We start from the raw sequence: 12,742 nt of genomic DNA on the forward strand, positions 1-12,742 counted from the left end.
ATTCCAAAATACATGCAGCGCATCGAAGTCAAAAATTTCGGCCCATTAAAAGACATAAACCTTGAAATCAAGGATTACATGGTTTTTATTGGGCCACAGGCTTCGGGAAAAAGCACGCTGGCGAAGTTGATTTATTTCTTTTGGAAGGTTGAGGATAAGTTTAGGCAAGAAATATTACCAACTTATATAGGTAATTTATTAACAAAAACTCATCGCGAAGAAGTTAATTATGCTGAGACATTTAAAGGTGATATTAGAAAACTAATTTCTGATTTTTTCCCAACAATTAGAAATGGCAATATTTCCTATTTCTACAATAATGAATACAGCATTTCAATTGATCTCACTTTGTATTCCTTACGTGGGAAAGAGGATATTCAACTAAGTAGTGGTTTTATTAATGAAATAAATGAAGTAGACCAAAAGATAAAGAGCTCTCCTTCTCTAACAAATTTACTTCGCCAACAAAAAATAGATTTAGACGACTTTATAAAAATATTGTCGAACGATATTCTTTCGAATTCTACGGAGACAGTAAAAACAGAAAGAGTTTACATCCCCGCAGGAAGAATTATTTTATCCATTTTATCCAATTCATTTCAACTTGTTGAAAGTAACAGTTTAGATTACTTTAATGAAAGCCTTATACGGTTTACAAATAAGGTAAGAAAATTTTTAACTTCTCCTGACCATAATAATCTTTTTGGCAGGGATGCAATAATATTGCCATATAGAGGAGAAGAAGATATTTTTTCTTTATGTAATAGGCTGTCATTTAAAATTTTAAAGGGCGATTTTCATATAGGGGATAATGGTGACGGTATTATGCAGTATCATAACAATTCGGGTTATGTTATTCCATTAAAACATACATCTTCCGGTCAACAAGAATCTTCTTGGCTGATTAATGTTATTCAATATATTTTAGCTGAATCTGATGCCAATGGTTATGACATAATAATAGAGGAGCCCGAAGCTCACCTCTTCCCGGATGCCCAACGTGACATGACGAAACTAATTACTCTATTAAGTAGCCCAGATTCAGAAAAGAAAACTAGAATAATTGTCACAACGCACAGTCCATATATATTAGCGACCTTAAACAATTCTATAAAAGCTTTTTCCACAGCTCAAATAGAGAACAAGGCAGAAGAGGTAGAAAAAATCCTAAGTAAAGAATTCTGGATTGATCCTAAAAACTTGTTCGTAGGATTTATGAATAAAAATGAAGGCGAAGACAATTTTGGTATCCAAGATATTTTTGATCAAGAGTCCGGTTTAATTGACCACGAAGTACTGGATAAAGTATCAGATGATATTATTAAGCAATTCGATGACCTGTTAGATATTCAGTATAGCGAATGAGTAAGAATTGTAATCCTTTTGATGAAACCAAATTCGAGATATGTCAAGAATATACTGATCGTAGATCGATAGTAAGCGTTAAGGATGATCGAGCAAAGTCACAATATATACTTGGCAATACAAAAAGAAATTTAATAGTAAAATTAAGAGTAGACAACTGTCTAATAAAAGGGTCAGACAAAAGAAAATGCGACTTTCTTATTTTAGATTGCTCGGATAAAATTGCTTATTTTATTGAATTAAAAGGGGGAGATCTTAGTGGCGCAACTGACCAAATTATATCTACTGTGGACATGTTAGCTCCTAAATTGAAAAATTTTCAGTTTTGTTGTCGAATTATCCAGACACAAACAAATAGGACTACACAGACTAAATACATTAATAAAATAACTGGTCATTTAAAAGAAAAACACAAAGCCAATAGCCAATTTAAAGTGGCTGACTTAATTAGAATTAAAAGTAGAGAATATACTGAATTAATATAAAGTTAACAATGGAAGAAATAGAATTATATCTGGACGACGCCAAAGACACGATGGAAGGTGCGGTGAAGCACTTAATTATTGAACTGGGCAAGATACGCGCCGGAAAGGCATCTCCTCAAATGCTGGAAGGGCTTCAGATTGACTATTACGGTACGATGACGCCTTTGCACAATGTGGCAACGATCAATACGCCGGATGCAAGGACTATCGCCATCAGACCGTTTGAGAAAAAAATTATCAATGATATTGAAAAAGCGATCCGTAACGGAAACCTTGGTTTTGCTCCTTCTAATGATGGGGAATTGATCCGCATTTCTGTTCCGCCGCTTAATGAGGAACGCCGTCGTGAATTGGCAAAACGTGCTAAAAACGAGGTTGAAACGGCCAAAATCAATATCCGTAATATTCGTCAGGATGCAAACAATTCTCTTCGCAAATTGACGAAAGATGGCGTTGCGGAGGATTTGGTTAAAGTAAGCGAAGACCGCGTTCAGCAGCTTACTAATAGTTTTGTTGCAAAAGTTGAGCAGATTCTTACTGCGAAGGAAAAGGAAATAATGGAGGTATAATTTGGGCGGTCAGCTTTCGGCAATCGGCTGTCAGTTTTTCGCATAATTAAAACAAAAAATCCCGTAGAAACATCTGCGGGATTTTTTGTTATGATTTATAAAACTTTTTTAGCTAAGTCAGGCCGACAGCCGATTGCTGATAGCCGAATGCCAAATTAGTCTTCCTTCTTAAAATCTGCAAAACCTCTGTGGTTTGATTCTTCGTATAATCTTTCATTCGGAAGATTACGGAAATAATCATAGGTGATCTGCAAACCTTCCGCACGGGCAACTTTTGGTTCCCAGCCAAGGATTTCTTTTGCTTTTGTAATGTCAGGCTGACGTTGTTTCGGATCATCTTGCGGAAGATCTTTATAAACAACTTTCTGGTCAGTACCAGTCAAAGCGATGATTTCCTCAGCAAATTCCTTAATCGTGATTTCCGAAGGATTTCCAATGTTCACAGGTAATTCATAATCACTTAAAAGTAAGCGGTAAATTCCTTCAACAAGGTCATCAACGTAACAGAAAGCACGTGTCTGAGATCCGTCTCCAAAGATCGTGATATCTTCTCCGCGCAGAGCCTGTCCGATAAATGCCGGCAATACACGTCCGTCATTCAGTCGCATTCTAGGTCCGTAGGTATTGAAAATACGAACGATACGGGTTTCAACACCATGATAGCGGTGATATGCCATCGTGATTGCTTCCTGATAACGTTTTGCTTCGTCATAACAGCCCCGTGGACCGATCGGATTCACATGACCCCAATATTCTTCCGTTTGCGGGTGAACCAAAGGATCTCCGTAAACTTCCGAAGTGGAAGCGATAATGAAACGTGCTTTTTTGGCAAGCGCAAGTCCTAACAAATTATGCGTTCCCATGGCACCAACTTTCAAAGTCTGGATCGGGATTTTCAAATAATCGATCGGACTGGCCGGTGATGCAAAGTGCATGATGTAATCCAGATCGCCGGGAATGTGTACGAATTTCGTAACATCATGGTGATTGAACTCAAAATTTGGATTAGGCATCAAATGTTCGATATTTCGCAGATCACCTGTGATCAGGTTGTCCATTGCGATCACGTACATGCCTTCTTTTAAGAATCGCTCACAAAGATGCGACCCTAAAAAACCTGCCGCTCCCGTTATTAATACACGCTTCATGAATTATATATTTTATTGAGATTAAGACAAAATTATGATACTTTTTCCCGGCCTATGCTGAAATAAGTATAACCCATTTCACGCATTGTACTTAATTCATAAAGATTACGCCCGTCAAAAATTACCTTGTTTTTAAGCAATTTACCCATTTTTTCAAATTCAGGAGTACGGAATTGCGGCCATTCGGTAAAGATCATCAGCGCGTCCGCATCATCCAGAGCGGCATAAGGCGTATGGCAGAAAGTAACTTTATCTCCAAGAATCGCTTTCACATTGTCCATCGCTTCCGGATCGTAAACAGTAATATTAGCTCCTGCTTCAAGTAAGGCATCAATATTTTCCAATGCCGGCGCTTCACGGATATCATCTGTATAAGGTTTGAAGGCCAAGCCCCAGACTGCGATAGTTTTTCCTTTCAGATCGTTATCAAAGAAATTATGGACCATCGGCAAAAGTTTCTTCTTCTGGTCGTCATTCACTTCCATTACCGATTTCAAAATTCTGAAATCATAATCAAAATCCGCTGATGTTTTTGCCAAAGCCTGAACATCTTTTGGAAAACAACTTCCACCGTAACCGATACCGGCAAAAAGGAAACGTTTACCAATGCGGCTGTCCGTACCAATACCACGACGGATATCATCCACGTTCGCTCCTACTTTTTCGCAAAGGTTTGCGATCTCATTCATGAAAGTAATTTTCATGGCAAGGAAAGAATTCGCTGCATATTTCGTCATTTCCGCAGAACGTTCGTCCATGAAAATAACCGGATTACCCTGACGTACTAACGGTGCGTAAAGTTTCTCCATAACTTTTTTAGCTTTCTCAGAAGTAGTCCCAACTACAACGCGGTCTGGCTTCATGAAATCTTCAACGGCAACCCCTTCGCGCAAGAACTCAGGGTTAGAAACTACGTCGAATTCGACTTTTGCATTTTTTGCAATTGTTGCGCGTACTTTTTCTGCTGTCCCAACCGGAACGGTACTTTTATCGATGATTACAGCATATTTATCCAAAATATAACCAAGATCATCCGCTACTTTAAGAATGTATTTCAAATCCGCAGAACCATCTTCGCCCGGAGGAGTTGGAAGTGCAAGGAAAATTACCTCTGCATCTTTAATTCCTTCTGCAAGATTGGTTGTAAATTTTAAACGGCCTTCTTCCACGTTACGGTGAAAAAGAACATCCAGTCCCGGTTCGTAAATAGGAATCTCCCCATTTAACATACGGTCTATTTTTTTTACATCAATGTCTACACAAATGACCTGATTACCTGTTTCAGCAAAACAAGTTCCTGTTACCAGCCCGACATAGCCGGTTCCTACTACTGCTATTTTCATAAAATCCTAAAATAATATAGCTGCGATGAATTAGATTTCGATTAGCCCGGAAATTGCATTTTATTAAGCCTGCAAAATCCAATTGGAAGCAAAAGTAATTTTTTTATATGAATCATACTTCTTCTAATCCGCTTTTGTTTTTAATCGGTAATGAAATATGTTCTTTTCTTCTTATTATTGAACTATACATATTAATTCATCAACATAAATAACAATGCACACGCCAAATGTAACCGAAAATGAACAAGACGAAATCCGTTCAATGATTGAAAAAACGGTGAGGGATTTTGCAGCAAAGGAAATAAAACCAAATATCAGCCAATGGGATGAGGAGCAATATTTCCCTAAAACCATATTTCACCAGCTTGGGGAACTTGGCCTGATGGGTATGCTCGTGCCTGAAATTTACGGCGGCGCAGGTTTTGGTTATGCCGAATACGTAACAGCGATTATAGAACTTTCAAAAGTTGATCCGTCCATCGGACTTTCCATGGCAGCGCACAATTCTCTTTGTACAAATCATATTTTGATGTTTGGCAGTGAAGAACAGAAAAGTAAATATCTTCCAAAATTAGCCACCGGTCAGTGGATCGGTGCCTGGGGTTTGACGGAGCCCAATACCGGATCTGATGCCGGAAATATGCAAACGGTCGCTGTAAAAAAAGAGGACGGCTGGATAATCAACGGATCGAAAAATTTTATCACAAACGGAAAAAGCGGTGATGTTACAGTTTTAATCGCCAGAACTGGTGAACCCGGTGATAAACATGGAGCTACCGCTTTTATTATTGAACAGGGAACACCGGGATTTACCGCAGGCCGGAAAGAAAATAAACTCGGTATGCGTGCCTCGGAAACAGTCGAACTTATTTTTCAGGACTGTTTCATTCCGGATAATCAGCGGATGGGTGAAACTGGCGACGGGTTTATTCAATCACTAAAAGTACTGGATGGCGGAAGAATTTCTATTGCGGCTTTAGGTGTAGGAACTGCATTAGGTGCTTATGAAGCTGCTATAAGTTATTCCAAAGAAAGAAAACAATTTGGAAAATCCATTTCAAATTTCCAGGCTATTGCTTTCAAACTGGCCGATATGTATACGGATATTCAGGCTTCTTCATTATTAACCTATCACGCAGCGGCTCTAAAAGACAAAGGCCAGACCGTAACTTTACCAAGTGCTGTTGCAAAATATCATTCTTCGGAAACAGCCGTACGCGTTGCCAATGAGGCAGTGCAGATTTTTGGTGGTTATGGTTTTACAAAAGATTATCCGGTAGAAAAATTTTATCGTGATAGTAAACTTTGTACGATTGGAGAAGGCACCAGCGAAATTCAGAAAATGGTTATTTCAAAAGAAATCTTGAAAGATTAATATATCAATTATGACCATCCATCCAGTACTATAACCGACGACCGCGTTTGCAGGTCGTTGGTACAACATTGTTAGGAATAAGTTTGTAACGAACCTATTTTCGTTATAAACCTTAACAACAAACAATGATGACTCCGCTATTGGTACTTCTTGTCCTTGTCGTACTCACTATCCTGATGACGGTAAAAGTAATTCCACAGCAAAGCGCCTATATTATGGAGAGGCTTGGGAAATTCTATGCGGTATTACAACCAGGTATCAATTTTATCATTCCGTTTTTCGACCGGATTGCCTATAAGTATACGCTGAAAGAAACAGCCGTTGATATTCCGGAACAGATCTGTATCACCCGTGATAATGTCCAGGTGCGCATGGATGGCGTAATTTTCATTCAGGTAATTGATCCTAAAAAAGCAGCTTATGGTATTGCAGATTATACCTTTGCCGTAATACAACTTGCACAAACTACGATGCGTAGTGAGATTGGGAAACTTGATCTAGATAAAACTTTCGAAGAAAGAATGACCATCAACCGCGCTGTTGTGCAGTCTATTGATGACGCTGCTATCGGATGGGGTGTGAAAGTACTTCGTTATGAAATAAAAAATATTACGCCTCCGCAAAGCGTTCTGATTGCGATGGAAAAACAAATGCAGGCTGAGCGGGAACGCCGTGCGGTAATTTTACAATCGGACGGAGAAAAGCAGGCTGCAATTAACGTCGCAGAAGGGCAAAAACAAAAAGCGGTACTGGAATCTGAAGGTTTGCGCTTACGTCAGATTAACGAGGCTGAGGGTGAAGCAGCTGCCTTAAAATCAGTTGCAGAAGCAACAGCAGAAAGTATCAGGCTGGTGGCCGCGGCAATCCAAACCGAAGGCGGAATGGAAGCGGTACAATTAAAAGTTGCTGATAATTATGTAGAACAATTCGGAAAACTTGCGAAAGCAGGCAATACACTGATACTTCCGGCCAATCTTGCTGACATGGGCAGTATGATTGCCGCAGCTGTTAGTATCGTAAAATCTTCCGAACCAAAGAAATAGAATATGGATTTGTCGCTTCCACAGATATGGGTAATTATCGGACTGCTGATGTTAGTTGCAGAGCTGGTAAGCGTTGCCCTGGTTTTTGTATTTTTTGCCGTTGGTGGATTATTAACTGCTTTACTTGCAGCCATTGGTTTACTGCCAAGTCTGGAATATCAGATTATTGCTTTTTCTGTAATATCACTTTTAACATTGATCGTATTCAGGAGAAATGCAAAAAAAATCATGGAGGCAAGGCACGAAAAACATCAGGAATACAAAGAATTTGTTGGAGAAACAGCGATGGTTATCAGAGATATACCGGCGAGTGGATCAGGGAAAATTTATTATCGTGGAGCGGAATGGAGTGCCATTTCCGAAAACCATGCTACGATTGAAGCTGGTAGCAAAGTAATCATCCAGCGGACTGAAGGGATTACTTTGGTGGTGGAGGAATCCTGAGAGCTTGCTTATATGCAATGTATCGAGTTCATTTATCTGAATAATGCCCTTTTGCAGCGATAATAAAAACGGTTACTATTTCTTCAAGAACTTCATAAACAATTCGGTTCTTCCTGTCAAGTCGTCTTGACCACAAGCCAGAAAGATTATATCTTAATTGTTCAGGTTTTCCTGTTCCTGCGTAGGGATTATCCCCTAATTCTTCGAATATTTTTTCAATACGCTTCATTAAAATTTTATCTCCCGATCGATGGAGTAAAACCAATTCTTTTTTAGCCTTATCAGAAATCTTTATAGAATATCTGCCCATATATTTTTAAGATCCCTTATCGTCGTTATTCTCCCAGCTTTTACGTCTTCAATTCCTTCCTTAATAGAATTCAATACATTTGGATCTGAAAAAAAAATATCTGTTTCAGTATTTTCATTAATTGGAACGAGCAACACAGGTTTTCTCTTTTTCCCCCTGTGAATAATTACTCTCTCTGTTTCGGCTATATTAAGGTAATCCTTTTGATTTTCACGAAATTCCCTTGCTGTTATAACTCTCATGGTATGTACAATTTTGTGTACACAAATTTAATTAAAAAATCTTAAGCTACAATCATAACTGCCTTAGCAGAACGATATTGATACAATGAAAACTATAAATAGTAACTTGATTCTGAATTTTATTAAAAAAAGCCTCAAAGGGAATCAAATCCCATCAAGGCTTTTTTTCAATCATTATCAGAATTCCTATTTTTTCAAAGCCTCTTCAACCGGATTTCCGATGTTTCCGCTTGGCGGTAAAATATGTAACAGAGAAGCAATCGTAGAGGCGATATCAGAAACTGAAGTCCGTCTCAGCGTTTCACCTTTATTAATTCCCCAGCCATATAACACAAAAGGAACCTGCGTGTCATAATTGTATGGCGTACCGTGCGAAGTTCCTGTCGAAGTGCCATAAAACCAGCCGGGCTGCGTTATAATCTGAATATCTCCGCTTCTTTTCGCGTTGACATTATTTTTGTACAATTCAAGCTGATAAGTATTTAACGGCGCTCTTCCCATATCACTTAAATTAATAACATCAGCAATGCCATCAACAGGAAGTAATGCTTCGCGCACTACTTCATAAACATTGGTAATATTGATCTTTTTCTGCTTCAAAAGCGCATGATCCAGATACAACTGATTGTTTTCATTGCCTTTGATGTAATCACCCTTACCAAAATTTTCTTCCAGTGCCTGTTTCACAATATCTCCTAAAACGGTTCTGCTGGCAAGTCCGGCCGGAAGTTTGTGTTCCTTGGCAAATCCCGGAACGTCAACTACCCCGTGATCCGCAGTAAGAAAAACGGTATAATTACCTTTTCCTGTCCAGCTATCCAGAAATGAAAAAAGCTCCGCAAATTCACGGTCCAGTTTCAAATAATCATCTTCCTGTTCAACAGAATTCGGCCCGGCCATATGCCCGATTTTATCCGGGGAAGAAAAACTGATTGCAAGAAAATCTGTGTCAGCACCTTTCCCAAGATTTTCACCTTTAATCGCTTCAATGGCCATTTCTTTGGTAATCGTGTTGCCCCAGGGTGTGCTTGTAACCGTACCGAAAACATCTCCTGCAAAACCTGCCAGTTCAAAAGGAAAGACAGGTTTTTTAGCACCCGGCAATTTCCCTTCCCAGGCAACATCATCTGCCGTACTTTGCGTATACTGCTCAATCGGATTTAAAAGCTGCCAGCCCTTTTTTAAATATTCAGCAGGCATTTTTTTGTTATTATAATCCTTAGCCCATTGCGGCAGATCGTTCATGTAAAAAGTACTGGTAACCCAGTTTCCCGTATTCGAATCAAACCAATATGAGGCATTTGCCGTATGTCCGGCAGGCAAAATCGATCCGCGGTCTTTTATCGCTACGCCGATTGTTTTTGAACGAAAGTTGGTAGCAATTCTTAGTTGATCTGTAACGGTACTTGTCAATAAATTCTTTGGTGACATTTTCCCAACACTGACATTATTACTTCCAATTGTTTTTACGGTGCTGTCTTCCACGCAATAAACGCCTTTTCCGGAATACTGATCATGCCATTCATTTCCGATAATTCCGTTAATTGCCGGTACAGAACCTGTGTAAATTGAAGCGTGTCCGGCCGCAGTAACGGTTAAGGCGTAGCTATAATGATTGTTCCGGCAGTTGAAACCTTCGTTCATAAAACGTTTCAATCCGCCTTCCACATATTTGTCATAATAGCGGTAGAGGTAATCATAACGCATTTGATCCACAACGATTCCGACTACTAATTTTGGTCGTGCCAGATTTTTTGATGCAGGTACTGATGTTTTTTTAGGTATTTGAGCAGCAACAGAAATAGTTGCCAGCATGCCCATAACCCAGAAGGATAATTTTCTCACGATTCAGGATATTAATTTATTGGTGTCAATTTATATTCGACAAGACACAAAGGTTGAAATCAAAACTGGAAATAATCCGGAATTTCTTCAAAAATAAAAATGATTATTAAATTAACTCAACCTTATCAAACCATTAGTTTTTCTTCAAAGCCTCTTCAACAGGGTTTCCAACGTTTCCACTTGGTGGCAGAATATGTAGCAGTGATGAAATCGTAGGTGCAATATCCGCTATGCTTGTTCTGCGCAGAGTTTCGCCTTTGTTCACCCCCCAGCCATAAAGAAGAAATGGAACATGGGTATCGTAATTGTAAGGCGTGCCATGATCTGTTCCCGTTGCGCCACCTGCAAACCAGCCTGGCTGAACAATGATTTGCAGATCTCCACTTCTTTTGGCATTGATATTATTTTTGAATAATTCAAGCTGATAGGTATTCAATGGAGCCTTATTAATATCGGCCAAGTTTAAAACATCAGCTATACCGTCAATCGGAAGTAGTGCTGTTCTGACTACCTCATAAGCATCATTCATTGAAATTTTCTTTTCTTTCAGAAGTTTATGGTCAAGATATAATTGATAGTTTTCACTTGCTAAAACAAAATCTCCCTTACCAAAAGCATCGGCCATTGATTTTTTAACAGCTTCTTCAATTTTAACAGCATCCAGCAAATCAGCAGGCAATTTATGCTCTTTCCAAAACCCAGGCACATCCGCTCCGCCATGATCTGCCGTCAGAAAAACGGTATAATTTCCTTTTCCAACCCAACCATCCAAAAAGTTAAGCAGTTCGGCAAACTCCATATCCAGTTTCAGATAATCATCTTCCTGCTCAATGGATGTAGGTCCAAAAGCGTGACCGATTCTGTCAGGTGAAGAAAAACTTATTGCCAGAAAATCAGTATCCTTTCCTTTTCCAAGATTCTCACCTTTAATAGCCGCAATGGCCATTTCTTTTGTAATGGTATTTCCCCAGGGCGTGGTCGTTACAACACCAAATGCATCACCAGCCAAACCGGCCAGTTCATAAGGAAAAACAGGTTTGGCAACACCTGGCAATTTCCCTTCCCAGGGCTCGTCATCCGGCGTACTTTCTGTATATTGGTCAGCAGGCAAAAGTAAACTCCAACCCTTTTTCAAATACACTGACGGCATTTTTTTGTCATTATAATCCTGAACCCACTTTGGAAGTTCATTCATATAATAAGTACTGGTAACAAAATTTCCGGTTTTTGAATCAAACCAGTAAGCACCGTTTGCTGCATGGCCTGCGGGAAGAATGGATGCCCGGTCTTTTATTGCAATACCGATAGATTTGGAACGAAAATTTGTAGCAATTCTTAACTGATCAGTTACCGTACTGGTCAGAAGATTTTTTGGAGACATTTTCCCCACAGTCACATTATTACTTCCGACCGTAGAAACGTCATGATCATCAGTGCAATAGACTTTCTGCCCCGTTTTAGTATCAAACCAGTCATTGCCAATAATACCGTTTATGGCTGGCAATGAACCGCTATAAACCGCAGAATGGCCAGCCGCCGTTACCGTTAAGGCATAATGATAATGATTATTCCGACAGTTGAAGCCATCGTTGATCAGTCTTTTCAATCCACCTTCTGAATATTTGTTATAATACCGATATAGATAATCATAGCGCATCTGGTCAACAACGATGCCAACAACGAGTTTTGGCCGGGCGAGTGTTGTGGATTTTGAAATATTTTTGGAAGGAATTTGCGCAAAAACCGAAGAACTCAGCATGCAACCAGTGATCAAAACATGCAGAAATAACTTGGGTATACGTTTCATAGGAAATCAATTAATTTTATTGGTCTTGAAAGGTTAAAGCAACTGCGGACCTATTTAAGCAATAAATATAATCCAACTCCAAATATATACTTCTTAATTATTTGTTCAGGCCAATTTTAGTTTAACAAATAATTACCTCTCAGATAAAAGCAGGAATGATTGTTCCTTACCTTTATTATGTGGACTGAAAATCAAATAATTCAAATCAGATATTTGTAATTTTTCAATCCGAACGCAACAATCCGCATGTCAGCAGATGTATTGATAAGGTAATGTACAGCGACCTCGCACATATTTATAGAATCTGTGGGAATTCAGCGATAAGATTCTCAGTTTTGTTATCATAATCCTAATTAATCGAATGTCCGGCAAAATTAAATTAAGCCATATTTTATTGGCTCTGACTATAATCACCTTAGCGGGCTGCGCCTCCGGGGTGCCTATTTCAACGAGTAAGAAATACCCGATTGAAGTGCTCTATGAAAACCAGTCACTTGACCGGCCCTATTCGGAAATTGGCTGGGTGGAAATCAGTAGCGAAGATTCTCTGACAGCCAGACAAACCAAGGACCGTAAAATGATGTATCGAGGAAATGATGCAGAAACCAAGGAGCTTCTTGCCGCGAGACTTGTGATGAAAGCGCAAAAAATCGGAGCGAATGCGCTGATCAATGTGCAGTATAAATACTATACTTCTGTAAAAAAAGAAGGTTACATTATGAAAGGCCTTGCTGTAAGATACAGAGGAGAATAACCAAAGCTTAAT

Annotated in this window: 13 protein-coding genes; 7 read left to right on the top strand and 6 right to left on the bottom strand. The window is 39.2% G+C overall.

What is annotated here, in order from left to right; genetic code table 11:
• Nucleotides 1-12 precede the first annotated feature (12 nt).
• From LXL81_RS20760 to frr, 3 genes are read left to right on the top strand one after another with little or no spacing between them, the layout of a single operon-like run.
• Entirely contained in the window at nt 13-1,365 is a 1,353-nt protein-coding gene (locus LXL81_RS20760; protein ID WP_234648681.1) for an AAA family ATPase, read from the top strand.
• On the top strand, nt 1,362-1,850 hold the full coding sequence (locus LXL81_RS20765) for a hypothetical protein (RefSeq protein ID WP_234648682.1): 489 nt from the start codon (nt 1,362-1,364) through the stop codon (nt 1,848-1,850). The genes LXL81_RS20760 and LXL81_RS20765 overlap by 4 nt, the downstream gene beginning before the upstream one ends.
• Nucleotides 1,851-1,858: 8 nt before the next feature.
• A complete protein-coding gene (gene frr / locus LXL81_RS20770; protein ID WP_234648683.1) occupies nt 1,859-2,419 on the top strand; it encodes a ribosome recycling factor in 561 nt (186 codons plus the stop codon).
• A 155-nt stretch (nt 2,420-2,574) separates the two neighbouring features.
• Here the strand turns inward: frr and LXL81_RS20775 are convergent, their stop codons facing one another.
• Together LXL81_RS20775 and LXL81_RS20780 are read right to left on the bottom strand one after the other, a co-directional pair.
• Nucleotides 2,575-3,567, bottom strand: coding sequence for a UDP-glucuronic acid decarboxylase family protein (locus LXL81_RS20775; protein WP_234648684.1), 993 nt, complete (start codon nt 3,565-3,567; stop codon nt 2,575-2,577).
• A gap of 32 nt (nt 3,568-3,599) precedes the next feature.
• The gene (locus LXL81_RS20780) at nt 3,600-4,910 is read right to left on the bottom strand and encodes a UDP-glucose/GDP-mannose dehydrogenase family protein (RefSeq protein WP_234648685.1); all 1,311 of its coding nucleotides are present in this window, start codon (nt 4,908-4,910) and stop codon (nt 3,600-3,602) included.
• Nucleotides 4,911-5,172: 262 nt separating this feature from the next.
• Between LXL81_RS20780 and LXL81_RS20785 the strand changes: the two genes are divergently transcribed.
• The 3 genes from LXL81_RS20785 to LXL81_RS20795 all read left to right on the top strand — a co-directional run bounded on the left by LXL81_RS20785 (nt 5,173) and on the right by LXL81_RS20795 (nt 7,772).
• Entirely contained in the window at nt 5,173-6,285 is a 1,113-nt protein-coding gene (locus LXL81_RS20785) for an acyl-CoA dehydrogenase family protein (RefSeq protein WP_409013936.1), read from the top strand.
• A 125-nt stretch (nt 6,286-6,410) separates the two neighbouring features.
• On the top strand, nt 6,411-7,328 hold the full coding sequence (locus LXL81_RS20790) for an SPFH domain-containing protein (RefSeq protein WP_234648687.1): 918 nt from the start codon (nt 6,411-6,413) through the stop codon (nt 7,326-7,328).
• 3 nt (nt 7,329-7,331) lie between these two features.
• The gene (locus LXL81_RS20795; protein ID WP_234648688.1) at nt 7,332-7,772 is read left to right on the top strand and encodes an NfeD family protein; all 441 of its coding nucleotides are present in this window, start codon (nt 7,332-7,334) and stop codon (nt 7,770-7,772) included.
• 28 nt (nt 7,773-7,800) lie between these two features.
• Here LXL81_RS20795 and LXL81_RS20800 read toward each other — a convergent pair whose 3' ends face one another.
• The 4 genes from LXL81_RS20800 to pafA (LXL81_RS20815) all read right to left on the bottom strand — a co-directional run bounded on the left by LXL81_RS20800 (nt 7,801) and on the right by pafA (LXL81_RS20815) (nt 11,976).
• The gene (locus tag LXL81_RS20800; protein ID WP_234648689.1) at nt 7,801-8,082 is read right to left on the bottom strand and encodes a Txe/YoeB family addiction module toxin; all 282 of its coding nucleotides are present in this window, start codon (nt 8,080-8,082) and stop codon (nt 7,801-7,803) included.
• Complete coding sequence (locus tag LXL81_RS20805) at nt 8,064-8,324, bottom strand: hypothetical protein (protein ID WP_234648690.1); 261 nt, start codon at nt 8,322-8,324, stop codon at nt 8,064-8,066. The genes LXL81_RS20800 and LXL81_RS20805 overlap by 19 nt, the downstream gene beginning before the upstream one ends.
• Nucleotides 8,325-8,510: 186 nt before the next feature.
• Nucleotides 8,511-10,145 carry an alkaline phosphatase PafA gene (gene pafA / locus LXL81_RS20810; protein ID WP_234648739.1) on the bottom strand — a complete coding sequence of 545 codons (1,635 nt, stop codon included), beginning with the start codon at nt 10,143-10,145 and terminating at the stop codon, nt 8,511-8,513.
• Nucleotides 10,146-10,302: 157 nt separating this feature from the next.
• Nucleotides 10,303-11,976 carry an alkaline phosphatase PafA gene (gene pafA / locus LXL81_RS20815; protein WP_234648691.1) on the bottom strand — a complete coding sequence of 558 codons (1,674 nt, stop codon included), beginning with the start codon at nt 11,974-11,976 and terminating at the stop codon, nt 10,303-10,305.
• 361 nt (nt 11,977-12,337) lie between these two features.
• Between pafA (LXL81_RS20815) and LXL81_RS20820 the strand changes: the two genes are divergently transcribed.
• On the top strand, nt 12,338-12,730 hold the full coding sequence (locus LXL81_RS20820) for a hypothetical protein (RefSeq protein WP_234648692.1): 393 nt from the start codon (nt 12,338-12,340) through the stop codon (nt 12,728-12,730).
• The last annotated feature ends 12 nt before the right edge of the window (nt 12,731-12,742 follow it).

It is taken from the genome of Dyadobacter sp. CY356, assembly GCF_021440195.1.
In the GTDB taxonomy this organism is placed as follows: domain Bacteria; phylum Bacteroidota; class Bacteroidia; order Cytophagales; family Spirosomataceae; genus Dyadobacter.

Coding starts and splice junctions, on each gene's coding strand:
- LXL81_RS20760 (WP_234648681.1), top strand. CDS start 13: ATGCAGCGCATCGAAGTCAAAAATTTCGGCCCATTAAAAGACATAAAC.
- LXL81_RS20765 (WP_234648682.1), top strand. CDS start 1,362: ATGAGTAAGAATTGTAATCCTTTTGATGAAACCAAATTCGAGATATGT.
- frr (WP_234648683.1), top strand. CDS start 1,859: ATGGAAGAAATAGAATTATATCTGGACGACGCCAAAGACACGATGGAA.
- LXL81_RS20775 (WP_234648684.1), bottom strand. CDS start 3,567: ATGAAGCGTGTATTAATAACGGGAGCGGCAGGTTTTTTAGGGTCGCAT.
- LXL81_RS20780 (WP_234648685.1), bottom strand. CDS start 4,910: ATGAAAATAGCAGTAGTAGGAACCGGCTATGTCGGGCTGGTAACAGGA.
- LXL81_RS20785 (WP_409013936.1), top strand. CDS start 5,173: ATGATTGAAAAAACGGTGAGGGATTTTGCAGCAAAGGAAATAAAACCA.
- LXL81_RS20790 (WP_234648687.1), top strand. CDS start 6,411: ATGATGACTCCGCTATTGGTACTTCTTGTCCTTGTCGTACTCACTATC.
- LXL81_RS20795 (WP_234648688.1), top strand. CDS start 7,332: ATGGATTTGTCGCTTCCACAGATATGGGTAATTATCGGACTGCTGATG.
- LXL81_RS20800 (WP_234648689.1), bottom strand. CDS start 8,082: ATGGGCAGATATTCTATAAAGATTTCTGATAAGGCTAAAAAAGAATTG.
- LXL81_RS20805 (WP_234648690.1), bottom strand. CDS start 8,324: ATGAGAGTTATAACAGCAAGGGAATTTCGTGAAAATCAAAAGGATTAC.
- pafA (WP_234648739.1), bottom strand. CDS start 10,145: ATGGGCATGCTGGCAACTATTTCTGTTGCTGCTCAAATACCTAAAAAA.
- pafA (WP_234648691.1), bottom strand. CDS start 11,976: ATGAAACGTATACCCAAGTTATTTCTGCATGTTTTGATCACTGGTTGC.
- LXL81_RS20820 (WP_234648692.1), top strand. CDS start 12,338: ATGTCCGGCAAAATTAAATTAAGCCATATTTTATTGGCTCTGACTATA.